The organism is Streptococcus mitis (assembly GCF_946188685.1).
GTDB classification, from domain to species: domain Bacteria; phylum Bacillota; class Bacilli; order Lactobacillales; family Streptococcaceae; genus Streptococcus; species Streptococcus mitis_CC.
The window spans coordinates 287,565-311,546 of sequence record NZ_CAMHWH010000001.1 but is presented as its reverse complement, the minus strand read 5'-3'; the positions used below and the strand labels follow the sequence as shown (position 1 = coordinate 311,546).

At 42.5% G+C, this 23,982-nt stretch carries 22 protein-coding genes; 19 read left to right on the top strand and 3 right to left on the bottom strand.

What is annotated here, in order from left to right:
• Positions 1–111: 111 nt before the first annotated feature.
• The 5 genes from N8N51_RS01475 to N8N51_RS01455 all read left to right on the top strand — a co-directional run bounded on the left by N8N51_RS01475 (position 112) and on the right by N8N51_RS01455 (position 5,773).
• Positions 112–570, top strand: coding sequence for a CtsR family transcriptional regulator (locus N8N51_RS01475; protein WP_084926271.1), 459 nt, complete (start codon positions 112–114; stop codon positions 568–570).
• A gap of 1 nt (position 571) precedes the next feature.
• Entirely contained in the window at positions 572–3,004 is a 2,433-nt protein-coding gene (locus tag N8N51_RS01470; RefSeq protein WP_261103422.1) for an ATP-dependent Clp protease ATP-binding subunit, read from the top strand.
• A gap of 146 nt (positions 3,005–3,150) precedes the next feature.
• Complete coding sequence (locus N8N51_RS01465; protein WP_261103421.1) at positions 3,151–4,209, top strand: AAA family ATPase; 1,059 nt, start codon at positions 3,151–3,153, stop codon at positions 4,207–4,209.
• Between the two features lie 9 nt (positions 4,210–4,218).
• Entirely contained in the window at positions 4,219–4,998 is a 780-nt protein-coding gene (gene pnuC / locus N8N51_RS01460) for a nicotinamide riboside transporter PnuC (protein WP_261103420.1), read from the top strand.
• 1 nt (position 4,999) lies between these two features.
• Positions 5,000–5,773 carry an NUDIX domain-containing protein gene (locus tag N8N51_RS01455; RefSeq protein WP_261103418.1) on the top strand — a complete coding sequence of 258 codons (774 nt, stop codon included), beginning with the start codon at positions 5,000–5,002 and terminating at the stop codon, positions 5,771–5,773.
• Positions 5,774–5,845: 72 nt separating this feature from the next.
• On the opposite strand, the gene N8N51_RS01450 is transcribed toward N8N51_RS01455, so the two are convergent.
• On the bottom strand, positions 5,846–6,076 hold the full coding sequence (locus tag N8N51_RS01450; RefSeq protein ID WP_261103417.1) for a hypothetical protein: 231 nt from the start codon (positions 6,074–6,076) through the stop codon (positions 5,846–5,848).
• Between the two features lie 287 nt (positions 6,077–6,363).
• Here N8N51_RS01450 and N8N51_RS01445 point away from each other — a divergent pair, with 287 nt between their 5' ends.
• Positions 6,364–7,062 carry a hypothetical protein gene (locus tag N8N51_RS01445; RefSeq protein ID WP_261103416.1) on the top strand — a complete coding sequence of 233 codons (699 nt, stop codon included), beginning with the start codon at positions 6,364–6,366 and terminating at the stop codon, positions 7,060–7,062.
• Positions 7,063–7,132: 70 nt separating this feature from the next.
• Here the strand turns inward: N8N51_RS01445 and dusB are convergent, their stop codons facing one another.
• Entirely contained in the window at positions 7,133–8,113 is a 981-nt protein-coding gene (dusB, locus tag N8N51_RS01440) for a tRNA dihydrouridine synthase DusB (RefSeq protein WP_000183308.1), read from the bottom strand.
• Complete coding sequence (gene hslO / locus N8N51_RS01435; RefSeq protein WP_261103414.1) at positions 8,100–8,972, bottom strand: Hsp33 family molecular chaperone HslO; 873 nt, start codon at positions 8,970–8,972, stop codon at positions 8,100–8,102. The genes dusB and hslO overlap by 14 nt, the downstream gene beginning before the upstream one ends.
• A 164-nt stretch (positions 8,973–9,136) precedes the next feature.
• Between hslO and N8N51_RS01430 the strand changes: the two genes are divergently transcribed.
• The 13 genes from N8N51_RS01430 to adcA all read left to right on the top strand — a co-directional run bounded on the left by N8N51_RS01430 (position 9,137) and on the right by adcA (position 23,164).
• A complete protein-coding gene (locus N8N51_RS01430; protein WP_125454309.1) occupies positions 9,137–10,564 on the top strand; it encodes an AcpB/EbpR/MafR family transcriptional regulator in 1,428 nt (475 codons plus the stop codon).
• Between the two features lie 159 nt (positions 10,565–10,723).
• Positions 10,724–12,232 (top strand): glycerol kinase GlpK, encoded by a 1,509-nt coding sequence (gene glpK, locus N8N51_RS01425; RefSeq protein WP_020902633.1) that lies wholly within the window; start codon positions 10,724–10,726, stop codon positions 12,230–12,232.
• Between the two features lie 41 nt (positions 12,233–12,273).
• Positions 12,274–14,100 (top strand): type 1 glycerol-3-phosphate oxidase, encoded by a 1,827-nt coding sequence (glpO, locus tag N8N51_RS01420; RefSeq protein WP_261103413.1) that lies wholly within the window; start codon positions 12,274–12,276, stop codon positions 14,098–14,100.
• A gap of 67 nt (positions 14,101–14,167) precedes the next feature.
• Positions 14,168–14,872: an MIP/aquaporin family protein gene (locus tag N8N51_RS01415; protein WP_261103412.1), complete on the top strand. Its 705-nt coding sequence runs from the start codon at positions 14,168–14,170 to the stop codon at positions 14,870–14,872.
• Positions 14,873–15,095: 223 nt separating this feature from the next.
• Positions 15,096–15,227, top strand: coding sequence for a teichoic acid D-Ala incorporation-associated protein DltX (locus tag N8N51_RS01410; RefSeq protein ID WP_000813667.1), 132 nt, complete (start codon positions 15,096–15,098; stop codon positions 15,225–15,227).
• Between the two features lie 20 nt (positions 15,228–15,247).
• Entirely contained in the window at positions 15,248–16,798 is a 1,551-nt protein-coding gene (gene dltA / locus N8N51_RS01405) for a D-alanine--poly(phosphoribitol) ligase subunit DltA (RefSeq protein ID WP_261103410.1), read from the top strand.
• Positions 16,795–18,039, top strand: coding sequence for a D-alanyl-lipoteichoic acid biosynthesis protein DltB (dltB, locus tag N8N51_RS01400; RefSeq protein WP_153210233.1), 1,245 nt, complete (start codon positions 16,795–16,797; stop codon positions 18,037–18,039). The genes dltA and dltB overlap by 4 nt, the downstream gene beginning before the upstream one ends.
• Before the next feature lie 12 nt (positions 18,040–18,051).
• The gene (dltC, locus tag N8N51_RS01395) at positions 18,052–18,291 is read left to right on the top strand and encodes a D-alanine--poly(phosphoribitol) ligase subunit DltC (protein ID WP_000351967.1); all 240 of its coding nucleotides are present in this window, start codon (positions 18,052–18,054) and stop codon (positions 18,289–18,291) included.
• Positions 18,284–19,552 carry a D-alanyl-lipoteichoic acid biosynthesis protein DltD gene (dltD, locus tag N8N51_RS01390; RefSeq protein ID WP_261029068.1) on the top strand — a complete coding sequence of 423 codons (1,269 nt, stop codon included), beginning with the start codon at positions 18,284–18,286 and terminating at the stop codon, positions 19,550–19,552. The genes dltC and dltD overlap by 8 nt, the downstream gene beginning before the upstream one ends.
• Before the next feature lie 153 nt (positions 19,553–19,705).
• Complete coding sequence (gene adcR, locus N8N51_RS01385) at positions 19,706–20,146, top strand: zinc-dependent transcriptional regulator AdcR (protein WP_001249308.1); 441 nt, start codon at positions 19,706–19,708, stop codon at positions 20,144–20,146.
• Positions 20,146–20,850 carry a metal ABC transporter ATP-binding protein gene (locus tag N8N51_RS01380; protein ID WP_125443258.1) on the top strand — a complete coding sequence of 235 codons (705 nt, stop codon included), beginning with the start codon at positions 20,146–20,148 and terminating at the stop codon, positions 20,848–20,850. Before adcR ends, N8N51_RS01380 begins: the two co-directional genes overlap by 1 nt.
• Complete coding sequence (locus tag N8N51_RS01375) at positions 20,843–21,649, top strand: metal ABC transporter permease (protein ID WP_045612455.1); 807 nt, start codon at positions 20,843–20,845, stop codon at positions 21,647–21,649. The genes N8N51_RS01380 and N8N51_RS01375 overlap by 8 nt, the downstream gene beginning before the upstream one ends.
• Positions 21,650–21,658: 9 nt before the next feature.
• Complete coding sequence (gene adcA / locus N8N51_RS01370) at positions 21,659–23,164, top strand: zinc ABC transporter substrate-binding lipoprotein AdcA (RefSeq protein ID WP_261103409.1); 1,506 nt, start codon at positions 21,659–21,661, stop codon at positions 23,162–23,164.
• Positions 23,165–23,982 lie beyond the last annotated feature (818 nt).

Sequence of the window (23,982 nt, the reverse complement as noted above, 5' to 3'; positions counted from 1 at the left end):
GGGAATTGGTGAAGATTATCCTTTACCAACGCCCTTTTTCTTTTAAAAATAAGAAAATTTCGGTATAATAGTCAAAGATAGTCAAGGTTTAAAGAGAGAGGTGGGTTTGTAATGAGATTTAAAAATACATCGGATCATATTGAGGCCTACATCAAGGCGATTTTAGATCAATCTGGTATCGTGGAGTTGCAACGTAGTCAGTTGGCAGATACTTTTCAGGTTGTTCCTAGTCAGATTAACTATGTGATCAAGACACGCTTTACGGAAAGTAGAGGCTACTTGGTTGAAAGTAAGCGTGGTGGCGGAGGCTATATTCGTATAGGACGGATTGAGTTTTCTAGTCATCATGAAATGCTCAGGGAGCTGCTTTACTCGATTGGTGAGCTAGTTAGTCAAGAAATTTATGAGGATATTCTACAGCTTTTGGTTGAGCAGGAATTGATGACCAAGCAGGAGATGAATTTGCTGGTAGCAGTAGCTTTGGATCGCGTTCTAGGAGAAGAAGCTCCAGTTGTTCGTGCAAATATGCTACGACAGGTCATACAAGAGGTAGATAGAAAAGGGAAGTAAGATGAACTATTCAAAAGCATTGAATGAATGTATCGAAAGTGCCTACATGGTGGCTGGCCATTTTGGAGCTCGTTATCTAGAGTCTTGGCACTTGTTGATTGCCATGTCTAATCACAGTTATAGTGTGGCAGGGGCGACTTTAAATGATTATCCATATGAGATGGACCGTTTAGAAGAAGTCGCTTTGGAACTGACTGAAACGGACTATAGCCAGGATGAAACCTTTACGGAATTGCCGTTCTCCCATCGTTTGCAGGTTCTCTTTGATGAAGCAGAGTATGTAGCATCAGTGGTCCATGCTAAGGTGCTAGGGACAGAGCACGTCCTTTATGCGATTTTGCATGATGGTAATGCCTTGGCGACTCGTATCTTGGAGAGGGCTGGTTTTTCTTATGAAGACAAGAAAGATCAGGTCAAGATTGCTGCTCTTCGTCGAAATCTAGAAGAACGTGCAGGTTGGACTCGTGAAGATCTCAAGGCTTTACGCCAACGCCATCGTACAGTAGCTGACAAGCAAAATTCTATGGCTAATATGATGGGCATGCCCCAGACTCCGAGTGGTGGTCTCGAGGACTATACGCATGATTTGACAGAGCAAGCTCGTTCAGGCAAGTTAGAACCAGTCATCGGTCGGGACAAGGAAATCTCGCGTATGATTCAAATCTTGAGCCGGAAGACTAAGAACAATCCTGTCTTGGTTGGGGATGCTGGTGTCGGGAAAACAGCTCTGGCGCTTGGTCTTGCTCAGCGTATTGCCAGTGGTGATGTGCCTTCGGAAATGGCTAAGATGCGCGTATTAGAACTTGATTTGATGAACGTTGTTGCAGGTACACGTTTCCGTGGTGACTTTGAAGAACGCATGAATAATATCATTAAGGATATTGAAGAAGATGGCCAAGTGATTCTCTTTATCGACGAACTTCATACTATCATGGGTTCTGGTAGTGGAATTGACTCAACTCTGGATGCGGCCAATATCTTGAAGCCAGCCTTGGCGCGTGGCACCTTGAGAACGGTTGGTGCCACCACTCAAGAAGAATACCAAAAACACATCGAAAAAGATGCGGCCCTTTCTCGTCGATTCGCCAAAGTGACGATTGAAGAACCAAGTGTGGCAGACAGCATGACCATTTTACAAGGTTTGAAGGCGACTTATGAGAAACATCACCGTGTACAAATCACAGATGAAGCGGTTGAAACAGCCGTCAAGATGGCCCATCGTTACTTGACTAGTCGCCATTTGCCAGACTCTGCTATCGATCTTTTGGATGAAGCAGCGGCAACAGTGCAAAATAAAACTAAAAATGTAAAAGCAGACGATTCAGGTTTGAGTCCAGCTGACAAGGCCTTGATGGATGGCAAGTGGAAAAAGGCAGCTCAGCTAATTGCAAAAGAAGAGGAAGTGCCTGTCTATAAAGACTTGGTGACAGAGTCTGATATTTTGACTACCTTGAGTCGTTTATCAGGTATTCCAGTCCAAAAACTGACTCAGACTGACGCTAAGAAATACCTGAATCTGGAAGCTGAATTGCACAAACGTGTCATCGGTCAAGATCAAGCTGTTTCAAGCATTAGCCGTGCGATTCGTCGCAATCAGTCTGGTATTCGTAGTCACAAGCGTCCGATTGGTTCCTTTATGTTCCTAGGACCCACAGGTGTCGGAAAAACTGAATTAGCCAAGGCTCTGGCAGAAGTTCTTTTTGATGACGAATCAGCCCTTATCCGCTTTGATATGAGTGAGTATATGGAGAAATTCGCAGCCAGCCGTCTCAACGGAGCTCCTCCGGGCTATGTGGGTTATGAAGAAGGTGGGGAGTTGACCGAGAAGGTTCGCAACAAACCATACTCTGTTCTCCTATTTGATGAGGTAGAAAAAGCCCACCCAGACATCTTTAATGTTCTCTTGCAGGTCTTGGATGACGGTGTCTTGACCGATAGTAAGGGACGCAAGGTTGACTTTTCAAATACCATTATCATCATGACGTCAAACCTTGGTGCGACAGCCCTTCGTGATGACAAGACTGTCGGATTTGGGGCAAAGGACATTCGTTTTGACCAGGAAAATATGGAAAAACGCATGTTTGAAGAGCTAAAAAAGGCTTATAGACCTGAGTTTATTAACCGTATTGATGAAAAGGTGGTCTTCCATAGCCTGTCTAGCGACCATATGCAGGAAGTGGTGAAGATTATGGTTAAACCTTTAGTGGCAAGTTTGGCTGAAAAGGGTATTGACTTGAAATTACAAGCTTCCGCACTGAAATTGCTGGCAAATCAAGGATATGATCCAGAGATGGGAGCTCGTCCACTTCGCAGAACTCTGCAAACAGAAGTGGAAGACAAGTTGGCAGAACTTCTTCTTAAGGGAGATTTAGTGGCAGGCAGCACACTTAAGATTGGTGTAAAAGCAGGTCAGTTAAAATTTGATATTGCATAAAAAAAGAGAATCAGGAGCAATCTTGATTCTCTTTTTCGCAACGTTTTTATAAAAAATGATAAAAAACTATTGACAAAACAAAAATATAGTTTATAATAAAAACATAGATACTAAAAATATCAAAAATTATAAAAAGGTAAAAGTTTATGAAAAAGAAAACAGCAGTGGTATTTGGAACCTTTGCCCCTCTCCATCAGGGGCATATCGATCTGATTCAGCGAGCCAAGCGTCAGTGTGATCAGGTCTGGGTAGTCGTTTCAGGCTATGAGGGAGACCGAGGGGAGCAGATAGGCTTAACATTGCAAAAAAGGTTTCGCTATATTCGAGAGGCTTTTCGGGATGATGAGTTAACCTCTGTCTGCAAGTTAGATGAAACCAATCTTCCCCGTTATCCTATAGGCTGGCAGGAGTGGTTGGACCAGATGTTAGCGGAGATTTCCTATGATGAAACCCAGCAGGAACTCATCTTCTTTGTAGGAGAAGCAGACTATCAGCAAGAACTGTCTAATCGTGGCTTTGAGACAGTCTTGCAAGAAAGAAAGTTTGGTATCTCAGCGACTATGATTCGAGAAAACCCAAGCAAATATTGGAAATATATTGCTCAACCCTTCCGACGTCAGTTTACAAAGAAGGTGTTGATTATGGGAAGTGCCAGCAATGGGAAGACTACTCTAGCCAAGGATTTGGCTAGGTATTACGATGCACCCGTCAGTCTGGAATACGCACGTGAGTACCAGATCAAAAACAATGTCCGCGACGATGAATTGACTCCAAAGGATTACTACTATCTCCTGTTGGGCCAGTATGACCAGACCTCCAAGTTAATTGACAGTAATGCCAATAGGGGACTGGTGATAGCAGATACCAACTCCTTAGTAACCAAGGGCTACTATGACTATTATATGGAGACTGAGGATCAAGGGGACTTATCAGGAGAGACATTTGACAATCTCTTTGTTTCGATCTTGGCCAAGGAAAAATGGGACTTGATTCTCTTTGTGCAACCTGTCGGCTCCTATGTTAATGACGGGTTTAGAGATATGACCATGGCAGAAGACCATATTCGTCATAGTTTTTCCCAGCATTTGGACCAGATGAGAGAGCGATATTTAACCAACATTCCACTAGTTTATCTGGCTGAGGGTTATCTAGGCAATTATGAAGCAGCAAAACTGGCTATTGATGCCATTTACCAAGCAGATTAGGAGAAAAATATGAAAAAACTAACTGAAAAAATCACACAATTTATCGAAAACTTTAAAAATGTTCATGCAGAAGCCCGCAAAATTGGTTTTGCAGGAATCATGAACCTGCTCTGGAAAGATCTCTTTGTCGGCCGTAGCCTCTTCCAGTGGTTGTATCTCATCGTCCTGTCAAGTGTTCCCTTGATCTTGGAATTCACGCAAAATACAGAAAAACATGACTGGATGAGCTTGTTTGCCTCTTGGACTGGAATTGTCTGTGTTATCTTGGTAGCAGAAGGGCGTGCTAGTAACTATCTCTTTGGGGCCATTAACTCTGCTATCTATTTGGTTTTGGCTATGAATGCGACTTTTTATGGCGAAGTTTTGACGACAGTTTACTTCTTTGTCATGCAGCCGATTGGTCTCTATGCTTGGCTGTCCAACCGTATTAATGACCAAGGAAAAGTAGAAGAATCTCACTTTGAAGCTAAGAAATTATCTGTGCTTGACTGGCTCAAGTACTTGGCTTTGACTGCTATCATTTGGATTGGTATGGGCTTGGCTTACCAAAGTATCCATAGTGCTCGCCCTTTCCGTGATAGTGTTACCGATGCGACCAATGGTGTTGGTCAGCTCTTGATGACACGTCTCTACCGTGAGCAATGGATTTTCTGGATTGCAACCAATCTCTTTAGTATCTATCTCTGGTGGGGTGAAAACATCCACATCCAAGGGATGTACTGGGTTTACACACTCAATAGTCTAGTAGGTTGGTACCAATGGACCAAGGCAGTTCGTAAGGAGGCATAAAATGACGGACACGATGATTCCAGCAGGGATGACGGAAAGAGAATATTTTGAAATTCATGCAAGTCAGGAGGAATTTTTGGATTGGTTCTACAAGCAGGAACTTCCTCAATACGAAAAACCAAGTGTGACGGTGGATATGGTAGCCTACTGCTTTGTCGAAGGAAAGATCAAGCTCTTATTAATTCGTCGCAAGGCTCACCCTTATCAAAATTGTTTGGCTCTGGTTGGAGGATTTATGGACAAGGGCGAAGATGCTGCGCATGCCTGTCAGCGTGAGGTGAGAGAAGAAGTTAATCTCGATCTTCCTTTGGAAAAAATCGAGCAATTGATGACCGTATCGACCCCCGGCCGTGACCCCCGGGGCTGGACAGTGACCATTGCCCACTTGGTTTATTTACCTAGTCGTGCATTAGAACTTGTTCAAGCAGGAGACGATGCCAAGGATGTCATTTTCGTAGATGTCGATTTTCAGACAGGAAAATGCTACCTAGAGGGAGTAGAGTTGGAGGAGCAAGCCTTCGCTTTTGACCATTATGCCATTATCCAAGAATCCATCAAACGAATCCAAGGCCGTCTCGACTGGAATCCGACCTTCCTCTATCTGCTGGAGGAGGAGTTCACTGTCTACGAAGGAACTGAACTGGTCAATCTTATCAATCCCGGTCGTCCAATCGTCAGCAATAACTTTCTCGTAAAATACGGAGAATATGTAGAAGAAGTCGGACTCAAACGAGTACCTAAAAAGAAACCAAGAAAAACCTATCGATTGAAATAAAAAGCGAGGCCGGGAAAAAGTTCCCGACCTCTTTATTTGCCTTTATTAGTTTGATTTGCTGTTGCGACTGTTTTAGGGATGGCTATCTCTCTTAGAATTGCTCAACAGGTGAGTAAAAAAGTCTTTGTATCGATACTTGAGATAGTTCTCATGTAAAAATAACAAAGCGATATAAACAATCAAAAAGATTGTAGTCAGATAAAACACATCAAATGCAGTTCTCGCATAGTAAGCGGCTGATTGATAAGAGCCAATTGCTCCCAAAATCAACCAAGGAAGATACTTGTAATATTTGCTTAACATAAACCTATACCTCCTATATCCTAGTTCGCTATTATTATATTCCTTTGCAGTTAAAGATGCAAGCGATTACACAAGAGCGATTTAAAAAATTTTAAACAAAATAGGAATTTTTCTCTGTTTTTTCTATTAGATTACGAATAAAAGAGTAGGAGGAGTAAATGTATCTAAAGTATTTAAGATTTTTAAAATAGTTTAGATAAATTGTTGACATATTCAAATTTGAATGTTACAATTATATTACAAAAAGATTTCTTTATATTTCTAAAACATTACAAAGGAGTAGAAAAATGAAAAAGAAAACCTATATCAAATTTATGACAGCAACTGTATTGGCTTCTACCTTGCTATTAGGAGCTTGTGGAAATAAAAAGGAAACAACTCAAGCAAGCAGTTCTGCTAAGACAAGCCAGTCATCAAGTTCTAAAGCAACTTCTTCTAACAAAGAAAGCAAGACTCAGAAGTCCTCAAGTTCAGCTTCATCTGAAAAGGCTAAGGCGTCTACTGATCAATCTTCAGCAACTGCAACGCCATCACAAGCGGCACCTGCACCAGAGCAAAGACAAGGTCAAGAAGTGGCTAATCAACAGGCGGCTAGTCAACAAACTCCTGCTCAGACTTCTTCAACTCAACAGGCTCCTCAAGCCCAGTCTAACCAATCAAGCTATGATCCTACAACTGACCGCAAACTTCAAGACAAACAAGCAGAGCAAAATAAACGCTACAAGGGTGTTTTAACCATGGTAGATGGTGATTTCTCAGCTGCAGCGGGCAATTGGAAGGGAGCCAATGGCGAAACTATCACAGTTTCATCAGGTGGTCAATTTACAGTAGAATCTTCCGATGGAAAGAAAGAAAATTACTCTATCAAAGGCTATTCTTATACTCTTGATGATGGTAAGTATAACGCTAAAATTGGTGGAGGAAAAATCATCCAAATTACAACAGGAGCGGATGGTAAGGTTTCCAGTGTTGCTTTGAATCAATAATAACCCTCAGTATTTAAATTTTTACAATCAAAAACCCGTAACCTTTAAGAGAGTTACGGGTTTTAAACTATTAAGCCTTATCCAACTGCAAGAGTGCCTCAATCTCTGCTAGGGTGCTAGCTTGTGAAATAGCTCCACGAAGTTTGGCAGCGCCAGATGTTCCACGGAGGTAGTGAGGAGCGAGGCCACGGAATTCACGAACTGCTACGTTTTCTCCTTTGAGGTTAATCAAGCGTTTCAAATGTTCGTAGGCGATTTTCATCTTGTCCTCAAAGGTCAAATCAGGTAGGATTTCTCCTGTTTCAAAGTAGTGGTTGATTTGGTTGAAGAGGTAGGGATTTCCCATGGCAGCGCGACCAATCATAACTGCGTCAGCACCGACTTCTTCAATGCGTTGTTTAGCTTCTTGGACTGTACGGATGTCACCGTTGGCGATAAATGGAATCTTGGTCAAAGCTTGAGCGACCTTGTGAAGGGTCTCAAGGTCTGCGTGACCTGTATACATTTGCTCACGGGTACGACCATGCATGGCGAGGGCAGAAACGCCTGCAGCTTCAGCAGCGAGGGCATTTTCTACTGCAAGAGATGGGTCAGCCCAGCCGGTACGCATCTTGACAGTAAGTGGGATATCAAGGACAGACTGGACTTTGTTGATGATAGAGTAAATCTTATCGGGGTCCTTGAGCCACATAGCGCCAGCTTCGTTCTTCACGATTTTGTTAACTGGGCAGCCCATGTTGATATCGACGATATCGGTCTTGGTGTTTTCTTGGATGAATTCTGCTGCGCGTGCTAGGCTGTCTTCATCACTACCAAAAAGTTGGATAGAAACAGGGTTTTCGCCTTCATCGATATGAAGCATGTGCAGGGTTTTTTCGTTGTTGTATTGGATTCCCTTGTCAGAGACCATTTCCATTACAACGAGTCCAGCTCCGAGCTCTTTTGCAATAGTACGAAAGGCTGAGTTTGTCACACCAGCCATAGGCGCTAGAACGGTACGATTGGGAATCTCAACATTGCCAATCATAAAGGGTGTATTAAGATTTGTCACGAATGAGTTCCTCCAGGTCGTTTTCATCAAAGTTGTAAGTAGTTTGGCAGAATTGACAAGTGATTTCTGCTCCGTGGTCTTCCTCTTTCATTTCCTGTAAGTCTGAGCTTGGAAGGCTAGCAAGAGCGTTCATAAAGCGTTCATGGCTACAGTCACATTGGAAACGGATTTCTTCTTCAGAAAGACGCTTATAGGCCTCGTCACCGTAGATAGCCTTTAGGAGGGCTTCGATATGGTCTTCACTTTCGAGAAGGGTCGAGATAGCTGGCATTTCTTGGATGCGTTTCTCAAAACGGGCAATCTCTTCTTCCTTGGCTCCCGGCAAGACTTGGACTAGGAAACCACCTGCAACCTTAACCTTGTCTTCTTCGTCCAAAAGGACATTGAGACCGACTGCTGAAGGCGTTTGTTGGCTTTCAGTCAGGTAAAAGGCAAGGTCTTCACCAATTTCTCCAGAGATGAGGGGAGTCATAGAGTTGTAAGGATTTCCAGTACCGTAGTCTGTGATAACGAGGAATTGACCATTTCCAACAAAAGGTCCGACTAGGACTTCACCAGTTGCAGTCTTTTTGATGTCAACACCAGGATTTTGAACGTAGCCTTTGACGTTACCCTTGGTATCAGAGACGGTGATGATAGCACCTAGGGAGCTAGATCCCAGCACCTTAACTGTTAGTTTAGTATTTCCTTTTTCATTGGCTGCGAGAATCTGGCTGGCGATAAGAGTTCGACCAAGCGCTACAGTTGAGCTAGCTTGGGTTTGGTGTTTTTCTTGAGCAGTGCGGACGGTTTCCGTGCTATCAAGGACAAAAGCACGAAAGGCTCCGCTTTCTGATATAGTTTTAATAATTTTATCCATAGCTACTATTTTAGCATAAAAATGCCCAAAGGGGGAGCCGTGTGTTTGCTGATTTTCAGGATAATGGACCAGGAAATCAGCATGAAAATAAAAAGAGAAACAGATTATTTCAGCATTTGTAAGATTTATGCTATGCTTAAGGTAGAAAATGAAAGGGGTAACAAATGTATTTAGGAGATTTGATGGAAAAGGCTGAATCTGGCCAATTTTCGATCCTTTCCTTTCTATTACAAGAGTCTCAGACGACTGTCAAGGCTGTAATGGAGGAAACAGGATTTTCAAAAGCAACCCTAACCAAATATGTCACCCTGCTTAATGAAAAGGCTTTGGATAGTGGCTTAGAGCTGACTATTCACTTAGAAGATGAAAATCTGCGTCTATCGATCGGTGCAACTACCAAAGGGAGAGATATTCGGAGCCTGTTTTTGGAGAATGCTGTTAAATACCAGATTTTGGTCTATCTTCTCTACCATCAACAGTTTTTAGCCCATCAGCTTGCTCAAGGATTGATGATTAGCGAGGCCACGCTTGGTCGCCATTTGTCTAGCTTGAATCATATTTTGTCAGAGTTTGACTTATCCATCCAAAATGGTCGTTGGCGAGGTCCAGAGCATCAGATCCGTTACTTCTATTTCTGTCTTCTCCGCAAGGTTTGGTCTAGTCAGGAATGGGAAGGCCACATGCAGAAGCCAGAGAGAAAGCAGGAGATTGCCAGTTTAGAGGAAGTCTGCGGTGCAAGCTTGTCTTCGGGGCAGAAGTTAGACTTGGTTCTCTGGTCCCACATCAGTCAACAACGTCTACGGGTCAATGCCTGTCAGTTTCAAGTCATAGAAGAGAAAATGCGAGGGTATTTTGACAATATTTTCTATCTTCGTTTGCTGAGAAAGGCTCCGTCCTTTTTTGCTGGGCAACACCTTCCTCTCGGAACTGAGGATGGAGAGATGATGATTTTCTTCTCATTTCTCCTATCTCATCGTATTCTTCCTCTTCATACTATGGAGTATATTCTTGGTTTTGGAGGGCAGTTGGCAGATTTGCTGACGCAATTGATTCAAGAAATGAAGAAGGAGGAGTTACTGGGTGATTACACAGAGGACCATGTTACCTATGAACTCAGTCAGCTTTGTGCTCAAGTCTATCTTTATAAGGGCTATATTTTACAGGATTGCTACAAGTACAAGTTAGAGAATCGTCATCCATATTTACTGATGGAACATGATTTTAGGGGGACGGCAGAGGAGATTTTTCATGCTCTACCTGCCTTTCAGCAGGGGACGGATTTGGATAAGAAAATTCTCTGGGAATGGCTTCAGTTGATGGAATATATGGCTGAAAATGGTGGTCAGCATATGCGGATTGGTCTGGATTTGACATCTGGTTTTCTTGTCTTTTCAAGGATGGCAGCCATTTTGAAACGGTATTTGGAATATAATCGTTTTATTACCATTGAAGCCTATGACCGAACTCGACATTATGATTTGCTGGTTACCAATAACCCCATTCATAAGAAGGAACAAACCCCAGTCTATTATTTAAAAAATGACTTGGATATGGAAGATTTGGCGGCTATTCGTCAGTTATTATTCACTTAAAAGGCTTGGTCGTTCCAGGTCTTTTTTGTGAAATTCACACAATCTCCTCACATTTTTTTAAAAATTAAAAAAAGTTGATGAACAAGAAAGCGCTTTATTTTGTATACTAGTAAGTGTAAAGAGGAAACATCCTCAAGATCTTTATCAGGAGGACAGCACATGTCACAAGAAAAATACATCATGGCCATTGACCAGGGGACTACAAGCTCTCGTGCCATTATTTTCAACAAAAAAGGAGAAAAAGTTAGCTCGAGTCAAAAAGAGTTTACCCAGATTTTCCCTCAGGCAGGTTGGGTAGAGCACAATGCCAATGAAATTTGGAACTCTGTTCAGTCAGTTATTGCGGGTGCTTTCATCGAAAGTGGTGTCAAGCCAAATCAAATCGAAGCAATCGGTATTACTAACCAGCGTGAAACAACTGTTGTCTGGGATAAGAAAACAGGGCTTCCTATCTACAACGCAATCGTTTGGCAGTCTCGCCAAACAGCCCCTTTAGCTGAGCAACTAAAAAACCAAGGTTATGTGGAAAAATTCCATGAAAAGACTGGTTTGATCATCGATGCTTACTTCTCAGCGACTAAGGTTCGTTGGATTTTGGATCATGTAGAAGGCGCTCAAGAGCGAGCAGAAAAAGGGGAATTGCTCTTTGGTACCATTGATACTTGGTTGGTTTGGAAATTGACTGACGGTGCGGCTCACGTGACGGACTACTCAAATGCAGCCCGTACCATGCTTTATAACATTAAAGAACTCAAATGGGATGATGAGATTTTGGAAATCCTCAACATTCCTAAGGCTATGCTTCCGGAGGTTCGTTCTAACTCTGAAATCTACGGTAAAACAGCCCCATTCCATTTCTATGGTGGAGAAGTTCCAATCTCAGGTATGGCTGGGGACCAACAAGCGGCCCTCTTTGGACAGTTGGCCTTTGAACCTGGTATGGTTAAAAATACTTATGGAACAGGCTCTTTCATCATCATGAATACTGGTGAAGAAATGCAGTTGTCTGAAAATAACCTCTTGACAACCATTGGTTACGGAATTAACGGCAAGGTTTACTATGCCTTAGAAGGTTCTATCTTCATCGCAGGAAGTGCCATTCAATGGCTTCGTGACGGTCTTCGCATGGTAGAAAATTCACCAGAATCTGAAAAATACGCTCGTGATTCTCACAACAACGATGAAGTTTATGTCGTTCCAGCCTTTACAGGTCTAGGTGCTCCATACTGGAACCAAAACGCTCGTGGTTCTGTCTTTGGTTTGACTCGTGGAACAAGTAAAGAAGACTTTATCAAGGCAACCTTGCAATCTATCGCTTATCAAGTCCGTGATATCATCGATACCATGCAAGTGGATGCGCAGACAGCTATCCAAGTCTTGAAGGTAGATGGTGGTGCAGCCATGAATAACTTCCTCATGCAGTTCCAAGCTGATATTTTGGGAATCGATATCGCACGCGCCAAAAACTTGGAAACAACAGCTCTAGGGGCAGCCTTCCTAGCAGGTTTGTCAGTGGGCTACTGGAAGGATTTGGATGAGTTGAAACTCTTGAACGAGACAGGAGAACTCTTTGAACCATCTATGAACGAATCGCGCAAGGAACAACTCTACAAGGGCTGGAAGAAGGCTGTGAAAGCAACCCAAGTCTTTGCGGAAGTAGACGACTAATACTGGAAGAATAAAGCGACTCAGTTAGAAAGTGTGTAAATATGGAATTTTCAAAGAAAACACGTGAATTATCAATTCAAAAAATGCAGGAACGTACCTTGGACCTCTTGATTATCGGTGGAGGAATCACTGGTGCTGGTGTAGCCTTGCAGGCGGCAGCTAGTGGTCTAGATACTGGTTTGATTGAAATGCAAGACTTTGCAGAAGGAACATCCAGCCGTTCAACAAAATTGGTTCACGGCGGTCTTCGTTACCTCAAACAATTCGACGTAGAAGTGGTATCAGATACAGTTTCTGAACGTGCAGTAGTTCAACAAATCGCTCCACATATTCCGAAACCAGACCCAATGCTCTTGCCAGTTTACGATGAAGATGGAGCTACTTTTAGCCTCTTCCGTCTTAAAGTAGCTATGGACTTGTATGACCTTTTGGCAGGGGTTAATAACACGCCAGCTGCTAACAAGGTTTTGAGTAAGGAAGAAGTCTTGGAACGTCAGCCAAACTTGAAGAAAGAAGGTTTGGTAGGAGGTGGGGTTTACCTTGACTTCCGTAACAACGATGCACGTCTCGTGATTGAAAACATCAAACGTGCCAACCAAGACGGTGCCCTCATTGCCAACCACGTTAAAGCAGAAGGTTTCCTATTTGACGAAAGTGGCAAGATTACAGGTGTGGTAGCTCGTGATTTGTTGACAGACCAAGTCTTTGAAATCAGGGCTCGTCTGGTTATCAATACGACAGGTCCTTGGAGCGACAAAGTACGCAATTTGTCTAATAAGGGAACCCAATTCTCACAAATGCGTCCAACTAAGGGAGTTCACTTGGTAGTGGATTCAAGCAAGATCAAGGTTTCACAGCCAGTTTACTTTGACACAGGTTTGGGTGACGGTCGTATGGTCTTTGTTCTCCCACGTGAAAACAAGACTTACTTTGGTACAACTGATACAGACTACACAGGTGATTTGGAACATCCAAAAGTGACTCAGGAAGATGTAGATTACCTACTTGGCATTGTCAACAACCGCTTCCCAGAAGCAAACATTACCATTGATGATATCGAAAGTAGCTGGGCAGGTCTTCGTCCATTGATCGCAGGCAATAGCGCTTCTGACTACAATGGAGGAAATAACGGAACCATCAGTGATGAAAGCTTTAACAACTTGATTGCGACTGTTGAATCTTATCTCTCTAAAGAAAAAACGCGTGAAGATGTTGAGTCTGCTGTCAGCAAGCTTGAAAGCAGTACCTCTGAGAAACATTTGGACCCATCTGCAGTTTCTCGTGGTTCTAGCTTGGACCGAGATGATAATGGTCTCTTGACCCTTGCTGGTGGTAAAATCACAGACTACCGTAAGATGGCTGAAGGAGCTATGGAGCGCGTGGTTGACATCCTTAAAGCAGAATTTGACCGTAGCTTTAAACTGATCAACTCGAAGACTTATCCTGTTTCAGGTGGAGAATTGAACCCAGCAAATGTGGACTCAGAAATTGAAGCCTTTGCTCAACTTGGAGTTTCACGTGGTTTGGATAGCAAGGAAGCTCATTACCTAGCAAATCTTTACGGTTCAAATGCACCGAAGGTCTTTGCTCTTGCTCATAGTTTGGAACAAGCTCCAGGACTCAGCTTGGCAGATACCTTGTCCCTTCACTATGCAATGCGCAATGAGTTGGCTCTTAGCCCAGTTGACTTCCTTCTTCGTCGTACCAACCATATGCTCTTTATGCGTGATAGCTTGGATAGCATCGTTGAGCCAGTTTTGGATGAAATGGGACGATTCTATGATTGGTCAGAAGAAGAAAAAGCAGCCTACCGTGCGGATGTTGAAGCAGCTCTTGCTCAAAACGATTTGGCAGAACTAAAAAATTAAAAAAGGAAAAGAGGTGGAGGGCAGCATTCCTTGCCGCCCGCCCCTTCTTTTAAATGGAGACAAAGATATGATGAAAGAATTATTTGGAGAATTTTTGGGGACCTTAATCCTGATCCTTCTAGGAAATGGAGTTGTAGCAGGTGTGGTTCTTCCCAAAACCAAGAGCAACAATTCAGGATGGATTGTGATTACTATGGGATGGGGAATTGCTGTAGCCGTTGCGGCCTTTGTATCTGGCACGCTCAGTCCAGCCCACCTAAATCCAGCTGTGACGTTTGCTATGGCCTTAAAAGGAACGCTCTCTTGGGCTTCTGTTTTCCCTTATATCCTAGCCCAATTCGCAGGAGCGATGGTGGCTCAGATTTTGGTTTGGTTGCAATTCAAACCGCATTATGAGGCAGAAGAAAATGCAGGAAATATTTTGGCTACTTTCAGCACAGGACCAGCTATCAAAGATACTGTATCAAACTTGATCAGTGAAATCCTTGGCACCTTTGTATTGGTATTGACAATCTTTGCTTTGGGACTTTATGACTTTCAAGCAGGAATCGGAACCTTTGCAGTGGGAACTTTGATTGTCGGTATCGTTCTATCACTAGGTGGGACAACAGGTTCTGCCTTGAACCCTGCACGTGACCTTGGACCTCGTATCATGCACAGTATCCTTCCAATTTCAAACAAGGGAGACGGAGACTGGTCTTATGCCTGGATTCCTGTTGTTGGACCTGTTATCGGTGCAGCCTTGGCCGTGCTTGTATTCTCACTTTTCTAATCTAGAAAACAATTATGTTGATAGAGCTTGAGATGAAAATCTCAGGCTTTTTTAAAAATATACATAGAAAAACCGCATAATCCTTAAAATAAGCTGAAATCTAGTGAAAATGTACGGTAAACAATTGAAAGATTACCCTAAAAAATGGTACAATGGTAGAAAAATACTATAGTAAGAGTTCATCTTATTTCACAAAAATTACAGAAATGAATGGTTTTTCTTGATGAAACAAAGAAAAGAATTGTACCTTTTTCTTGGTCGGACAGCCTTGTATTTTCTTATCTTTCTGGGGCTGCTTTACTTCTTTAGCTATCTTGGTCAGGGTCAAGGAAGCTTTATCTATAATGAATTTTAACTTGAAGGAGAATTCCTATTGTGTCAAATAAACCAATAGTAGATATGATTGAAACCATTGAGCATTTTGCTCAGACACAGCCTAGCTATCCTGTTTACAATGTTTTGGGGCAGGAACACACTTATGGAGATTTGAAGGCTGATTCGAATAGTTTGGCTGCAGCCATTGACCAACTAGGCTTGCCTAAGAAATCTTCTGTGGTTGTTTTTGGTGGCCAAGAATATGAAATGTTGGCAACCTTTGTAGCGCTGACTAAGTCAGGTCATGCCTACATTCCAATTGATAGCCATTCAGCCTTGGAGCGAGTTTCAGCTATTTTAGAAGTAGCAGAGCCAAGCTTGATTATTGCCATCTCAGACTTTCCATTGGAGCAGGTTTCTACGCCAATGATGAATCTAGCTCAGGTGCAAGAAGCCTTTGCTCAAGGGAATAACTATGAAATCACGCATCCAGTCAAGGGAGATGATAATTACTACATTATCTTTACTTCTGGTACGACTGGTAAGCCAAAGGGAGTGCAGATTTCACATGATAATCTCCTCAGCTTTACCAATTGGATGATTACGGACAAGGAATTTGCGACGCCAAGTCGTCCGCAAATGCTGGCTCAGCCACCTTATTCTTTTGACCTGTCTGTCATGTACTGGGCGCCGACCTTGGCACTGGGTGGTACGCTTTTCGCTCTTCCTTCAGCTATTACTCAGGACTTTAAGCAACTCTTTGCGACCATCTTTTCATTGCCAATCGCTATCTGGACATCAACCCCTTCTTTTGCAGATATGGCCATGTTGTCTGAAGCCTTTAATAGTGAGAAAATGCCTGACATCACGCATTTCTACTTTGATGGCGAAGAATTGACGGTTAAAACGGCTCAAAAACTGCGCGAACGTTTCCCAAATGCCCGTATTATCAATGCCTACGGCCCAACAGAAGCGACAGTAGCCCTGTCAGCTGTTGCTGTGACAGACGAGATGTTAGCGACTCTCAAACGCCTACCAATCGGCTATACCAAGGCCGATTCTCCAACCTTTATCATTGACGAGGACGGCAATAAATTGCCAAATGGCGAACAGGGAGAAATCATTGTTTCTGGGCCAGCTGTGTCAAAAGGCTATATGAACAATCCTGAAAAAACAGCGGAAGCCTTCTTTGAGTTTGAAGGTCTGCCAGCCTATCACACAGGCGATGTGGGAACTATGACAGATGAGGGCTTGCTTCTCTACGGCGGACGCATGGACTTCCAGATTAAGTTCAACGGTTACCGCATTGAGTTAGAAGATGTCTCTCAAAACCTCAATAAGTCTCGCTTTATCGAGTCTGCTGTTGCAGTACCGCGCTATAATAAAGACCACAAGGTGCAAAACCTTCTAGCCTATGTCATCTTAAAAGATGGTGTTCGTGAGCAGTTTGAGCGTGATATCGATATTACCAAGGCCATTAAGGAAGACTTGACAGATATTATGATGTCTTATATGATGCCGTCCAAATTCCTTTATCGAGACAGTCTGCCACTGACTCCAAATGGAAAAATTGACATCAAAGGATTGATTAACGAGGTGAATAAGAGATGATGGAGTTCTTTCAACAGCTTCCTCATTTAGAGCCATATGGGAATCCTCAGTATTTTGTCTATGTGATTGCTGCAACCTTGCCCATCTTTATCGGTCTCTTTTTCAAGAAACGCTTTGCCTGGTACGAGGTATTGGTTAGTCTCTTCTTTATCGTCACCATGTTGGTAGGTGGGAAGACCAATCAGTTGGCTGCCTTGGGTATTTACCTTTGCTGGGAAATATTGCTCCTGCTTTTCTACAAGCATTATCGAAAAAGCAAGGATGGCAAGTGGGTCTTCTACCTAGTTAGCTTTCTATCCCTCCTTCCGATTATCTTTGTCAAGGTGCAGCCAGCTATCAATGGAACACAGTCTTTGCTTGGGTTTTTGGGAATTTCTTACCTGACCTTTCGTTCGGTTGGGATTATCATCGAGCTGAGAGATGGAGTGATTAAGGATTTTACCCTCTGGGAATTCCTCCGTTTTCTTCTCTTCATGCCGACTTTTTCAAGTGGTCCAATCGATCGCTTTAAGCGTTTTAATGAAAATTATCAGACCATTCCTGAGCGGGATGAGTTGATGGATATGCTGGATGAATCTGTTCGCTATATTATGTGGGGATTTTTATATAAGTTTATCCTAGCTCATGTTTTAGGAGAAACTTTACTACCTCCTCTGAAGAATCTAGCCCTGCAGTCAGGTGGCTTCTTTAACCCCTATGCCTTGGCAGTTATGTATACCTTTGGTTTGGAGCTTTTCTTTGATTTTGCAGGTTACTCTATGTTTGCCTTGGCCATTTCAAATTTAATGGGAATCCGTAGCCCCATCAACTTTAATAAGCCTTTTTTATCAAGGGATTTAAAAGAGTTTTGGAATCGTTGGCACATGAGTCTTTCTTTCTGGTTCCGTGACTTTGTCTTTATGCGAATGGTGATGGTATTGACCAGAAAGAAGGTCTTTAAGAATCGCAATGTAACCTCAAGTGTGGCCTATATTGTAAATATGCTGATTATGGGATTTTGGCATGGAGTGACTTGGTACTACGTCGCCTATGGCCTCTTTCATGGGATTGGACTGGTTATCAATGACGCTTGGATTCGCAAGAAAAAAACGCTCAATAAGGAACGGAAAAAAGCAGGGAAGGCTGCTCTACCTGAGAATCGCTGGATTCAGTTGCTTGGCATGGTTGTCACCTTCCATGTCGTCATGCTGTCATTCTTAATCTTTTCTGGATTTTTGAATGATTTATGGTTTAAAAAATAAAGGAAATAAAATATGGATATCAAATCAGAAGTTATCGAAATTATTGATGAGTTGTTTATGGAAGATGTCTCTGACATGATGGATGAAGATCTTTTTGATGCAGGTGTCTTGGATAGTATGGGAACGGTTGAGTTGATTGTGGAGATTGAAAACCGTTTTGACATTCGTGTCCCTGTAACAGAGTTTGGTCGCGACGACTGGAATACAGCTAATAAAATCATAGCTGGTATTGTGGAGCTACAAAATGCTTAAACGCTTATGGATGATCTTCGGACCGGTCTTGATAGCTGGTTTGTTGGTTTGTCTGCTTATCTTTTTCTATCCTGCTGAGATGCGCCATGATCTGGGAGCTGAAAAGCGTTCGGCGGTGGCTACTACCATTGAAAGTTTTAAGGAGCGGAGTCAAAAGGTCAGAGCCTTATCTGATCCAAATATGCGTTTTGTTCCCTTCTTTGGCTCCAGTGAATGGCTTCGTTTTGACGGTGCCCATCCTGCGGTATTGGCTGAGAAATACAACCGCTCTTATCGCCCCTATCTTTTAGGACAGAGGGGAGCTGCATCGCTCAACCAGTATTTCGGGATGCAACAGATGTTGCCACAACTGGAGAATAAACAAGTTGTATATGTCATCTCGCCCCAGTGGTTTAGTAAAAATGGCTATGAGCCAGCAGCCTTCCAGCAGTATTTTAATGGGAATCAGTTGACGAGTTTTCTGGGACATCAATCTGGAGATCAGGCTAGTCAATATGCAGCAACTCGCTTACTAGAGCAGTTTCCAAATGTAGCTTTGAAGGATCTAGTTCAGAAGTTGGCGAGTAAAGAAGAATTGTCGACGGCAGACAATGAAATGATTGAATTATTGGCTCGTTTTAATGAACGCCAAGCTTCCTTTTTTGGTCAGTTTTCGGTTAGAGGCTATTTCAAATACGATAAGCATGTAGCTAAGTATTTAAAGACCTTGCCAGATCAGTTTTCTTATCAAGCTATAGAAGATGTTGTCAAAGCAGATGCAGAAAAGAATACTTCCAATAATGATCTGGGAATGGAAAATTATTTCTATAATACGCAGATTAAAAAGGATTTGAATAAATTAAAGGATTCTCAGAAAAATTTTACCTACCTCAAGTCGCCAGAATATAATGATTTGCAGTTGGTGTTAACCCAGTTTTCTAAATCCAAGGTAAACCCAATTTTTATCATTCCGCCTGTTAATAAAAAATGGATGGACTACGCTGGTCTACGAGAGGATATGTACCAACAAACGGTGCAAAAGATTCGTTATCAGTTAGAAAGTCAAGGTTTTACCAATATAGCAGATTTTTCTAAGGATGGCGGGGAGCCTTTCTTTATGAAAGATACCATTCACCTTGGTTGGTTGGGTTGGTTGGCTTTTGACAAGGCAGTTGATCCTTTCCTATCCAATCCCACACCAGCTCCGACTTACCATCTGAATGAGCGCTTTTTCAGCAAAGATTGGGCGACTTATGATGGAGATGTCAAAGAATTTCAATAGATCATAATATAGAAGAGTTCAAGAATGAAGCCTATTTTCACGTTTTTTCTTGACTCTTTTTTTGGTTGTGATATAATTAACCAGTAAATAATTTTTTTTAAAGAATAGTATTTTCTCTTAAAAAAGAGAAGTCTAAAAGGAAAGGAGTCAGATATGAGACAGCTAGCGAAGGATATCGATGCCTTTTTAAATGAGGTGATTTTGCAGGCGGAAAATCAGCATGAAATCCTAATAGGTCATTGTACTAGCGAGGTGGCCCTGACCAATACTCAGGAGCATATTCTCATGCTTTTGTCAGAGGAATCTTTAACAAATTCAGAATTAGCGCGTCGCCTCAATGTCAGTCAGGCGGCGGTTACCAAGGCCATTAAGTCTTTGGTCAAGGAAGGGATGTTAGAAACATCTAAAGATCCTAAGGATGCGCGTGTGATTTTTTATCAATTGACTGATTTGGCTCGTCCAATCGCTGAGGAGCACCATCATCACCATGAGCATACACTTTTAACCTATGAACAAGTGGCGACTCAGTTTACTCCAAATGAACAAAAAGTGATTCAGCGGTTTTTGACTGCTTTAGTAGGAGAAATCAAATAATGAGATATATTACGGTAGAGGATTTATCCTTCTATTATGATAAGGAGCCCGTTCTTGAACATATCAATTATAGTGTTGATAGTGGGGAATTTGTTACCTTGACAGGGGAAAATGGGGCAGCTAAGACGACACTGATTAAGGCCAGTCTTGGAATCCTTCAGCCACGCATTGGAAAGGTGACTATTTCAACGACAAATACGCAGGGTAAGAAATTGAGAATAGCCTATCTTCCTCAACAGATTGCCAGTTTTAACGCTGGTTTTCCAAGTACGGTTTATGAATTTGTCAAGTCGGGTCGCTATCCACGAAAGGGTTGGTTCCGTCGTTTGAATGCTCATGATGAGGAGCATATCAAGGCTAGTTTGGACTCAGTTGGTATGTGGGAACACCGAGACAAACGCTTGGGTTCTCTATCTGGAGGACAAAAGCAGCGAGCGGTGATTGCGCGTATGTTTGCTTCGGATCCAGATGTGTTTATCCTAGATGAGCCGACAACGGGGATGGATGCAGGAAGTAAAAACGAATTTTACGAACTCATGCACCACAGCGCTCATCATCACGGCAAGGCTGTTTTGATGATTACTCATGACCCTGAAGAAGTTAAGGACTATGCGGACCGCAATATCCATCTAGTCCGTAATCAAGACTCGCCATGGCGTTGTTTCAACGTTCATGAGAATGATCAGGAGGTAGGCCATGCTTAGTTTATTATCTTATGACTTTATGCAGCGTGCCTTTCTGGCCGTTATTGCTATGAGTCTTTTCTCGCCAGTATTGGGAACCTTCCTTATCTTGCGTCGTCAGAGTTTGATGAGTGATACCCTTAGCCACGTCTCGCTTTCGGGTGTAGCCTTTGGTCTGGTTCTGGGGATTTCTCCGACTATTTCTACTATTGCTATTGTCTTGATTGCGGCAGTCTTCCTGGAGTATCTCCGTACGGTTTACAAGAACTTTATGGAAATCGGGACAGCTATCCTCATGTCAACAGGTCTGGCTGTTTCTCTGATTGTCATGAGCAAGGGTAAAAGCTCGAGTTCTATGAGTTTGGACCAGTACCTTTTCGGCTCAATCGTGACTATTAGCGAAGAGCAGGTCATTTCCCTCTTTGTCATTGCGGCGGTTGTCTTGATTTTGACCTTCCTCTTCCTTCGTCCTATGTATATCCTGACCTTTGATGAGGATACGGCCTTTGTGGATGGCTTGCCAGTTCGTACCATGTCCATTCTTTTTAACATGGTGACGGGGGTGGCCATTGCCCTTATGATTCCAGCTGCGGGAGCTCTTCTGGTATCGACCATTATGGTCTTGCCAGCTAGTATTGCCCTGCGTCTGGGGAAAAACTTTAAATCGGTTATGCTGCTTGCCAGTGCTATTGGATTTTTGGGAATGGTAGCAGGACTTTACATTTCCTACTATGCAGAAACACCTGCAAGTGCAAGTATTACCATTATTTTTGTAACTGTCTTTTTACTCATTAGTTTAGTAAGACGTTTTATCAAATAGGAGATGAACATGAAAAAAATTAGCTTATTACTCGCCAGTCTATGTGCCTTGTTTTTAGTGGCTTGTTCCAATCAAAAGCAGGCAGATGGCAAACTAAATATTGTGACAACCTTTTACCCTGTCTATGAATTTACCAAGCAAGTCGCAGGAGATACGGCTAATGTAGAGCTCCTAATCGGTGCTGGTACAGAACCCCATGAATATGAACCGTCTGCCAAGGCAGTTGCCAAAATCCAAGATGCAGATACCTTCGTTTATGAAAATGAAAACATGGAAACATGGGTTCCTAAATTGCTAGATACCTTGGATAAGAAAAAGGTCAAAACCATCAAGGCGACAGGCGATATGTTGCTTTTGCCAGGTGGTGAGGAAGAAGAGGGAGACCATGACCATGGAGAAGAAGGCCATCACCATGAGTACGATCCCCATGTTTGGTTATCACCAGTTCGTGCCATTAAACTAGTAGAGCACATCCGTGACAGCTTGTCAGCAGATTATCCTGATAAAAAAGAGACTTTTGAGAAGAATGCAGCTGCCTATATCGAAAAATTACAAGCCTTGGATAAGGCTTATGCAGAAGGCTTGTCTCAAGCCAAACAAAAGAGCTTTGTAACGCAACACGCAGCCTTTAACTATCTCGCCTTGGACTATGGACTCAAACAAGTCGCTATCTCAGGCCTTTCTCCAGATGCCGAGCCATCAGCTGCTCGCTTGGCAGAATTGACAGAGTATGTCAAGAAAAATAAAATTGCCTATATCTACTTTGAAGAGAATGCTTCACAAGCCCTTGCTAACACACTTTCAAAAGAGGCAGGTGTCAAAACAGATGTCCTCAATCCTTTAGAAAGTCTGACAGAAGAGGACACCAAGGCTGGAGAAAACTACATTTCCGTGATGGAGAAAAACCTCAAGGCTCTGAAACAAACAACGGACCAAGAAGGCCCAGCAATTGAGCCTGAAAAGGCAGAGGATACCAAGACAGTTCAAAATGGTTACTTCGAGGATGCAGACGTCAAAGACCGCACCTTGAGTGACTATGCAGGTAACTGGCAATCAGTCTATACTTTCCTTGAAGATGGCACGTTTGATCAGGTCTTTGATTATAAGGCTAAGTTGACTGGTAAGATGACCCAGGCTGAGTACAAGGCTTACTATACAAAAGGCTATCAGACAGATGTCACTAAGATCAACATTACTGATAATACTATGGAATTTGTTCAAGATGGACAAAGCAAGAAATATACTTACAAGTATGTTGGTAAGAAAATCTTGACTTATAAGAAAGGCAATCGTGGCGTGCGCTTCCTCTTTGAAGCCACAGATGCTGATGCTGGACAATTCAAGTATGTTCAGTTTAGTGACCACAATATCGCCCCAGTTAAGGCAGAACATTTCCATATCTTCTTTGGAGGAACAAGCCAAGAAACCCTCTTTGAAGAAATGGATAACTGGCCAACCTACTACCCAGATAACCTATCTGGACAAGAAATCGCCCAAGAAATGTTGGCGCATTGATGAGAAACCGACTAGATCATAGGAACTAGTCGGTTTTTGGGTACTAGATAGCTAACTCTATTAGAGACCTTTCAGATACCTAAGGAACTTTAAACAATGAATAAAACTCTTGAAATATCTGGACCTGTATGTTAGAATAATTTTATCGGGCAAGGTTCATTAGAACACCAAATCCCTTAACTATGGCCGTAGTTAAGGGATTTTTTGACGTATCTTAGCGATTTAACGGGTGTTGATAGGCTAGTCATTCGGTCTACTTCTTACCATCTAGCCATTTGCAAACGAAATACAAGATGATTCCTGCTATGACGTCCGCTACAATAGTAAGAACGAGCTCTGGGGCAAAGTTCATTAGTTTCACCTCCTCTCACGAACCGTAAGGAACGTAATCGGTAACCGATGACAAAAATAGTATACCACACTAAATTCAGATCACCAACCTCACTTAATTCTTGAAATATCGTATCTAGGCGAAAAAGTCTTTACAATCAGAAAAACGCATAATATCAGGTGTGCACACAAAACCTTGATACTATGCGTTTTATTGTGGGAAGATTTACTCTATTTTCTCCTGAAATTGGGTATTTGCCCAGCCTTCGTTTTTGGGGTTGCTGAGAAAATAATATTATGTAGTGAGTATTTGTATATAGGTCAGCAAACAAAACTAATGCTCTTTGAAAATCTCTTCAAACCATGTCAGCTTCGCCTTGTCGTGTATATGTGACTGACTTCGTCAGTCTTATCTACAACCTCAAAACAGTGTTTCGAGCTGACTTGATCAATTTTCAAATCTGTACTTTGAGCAACCTGAGACTAGC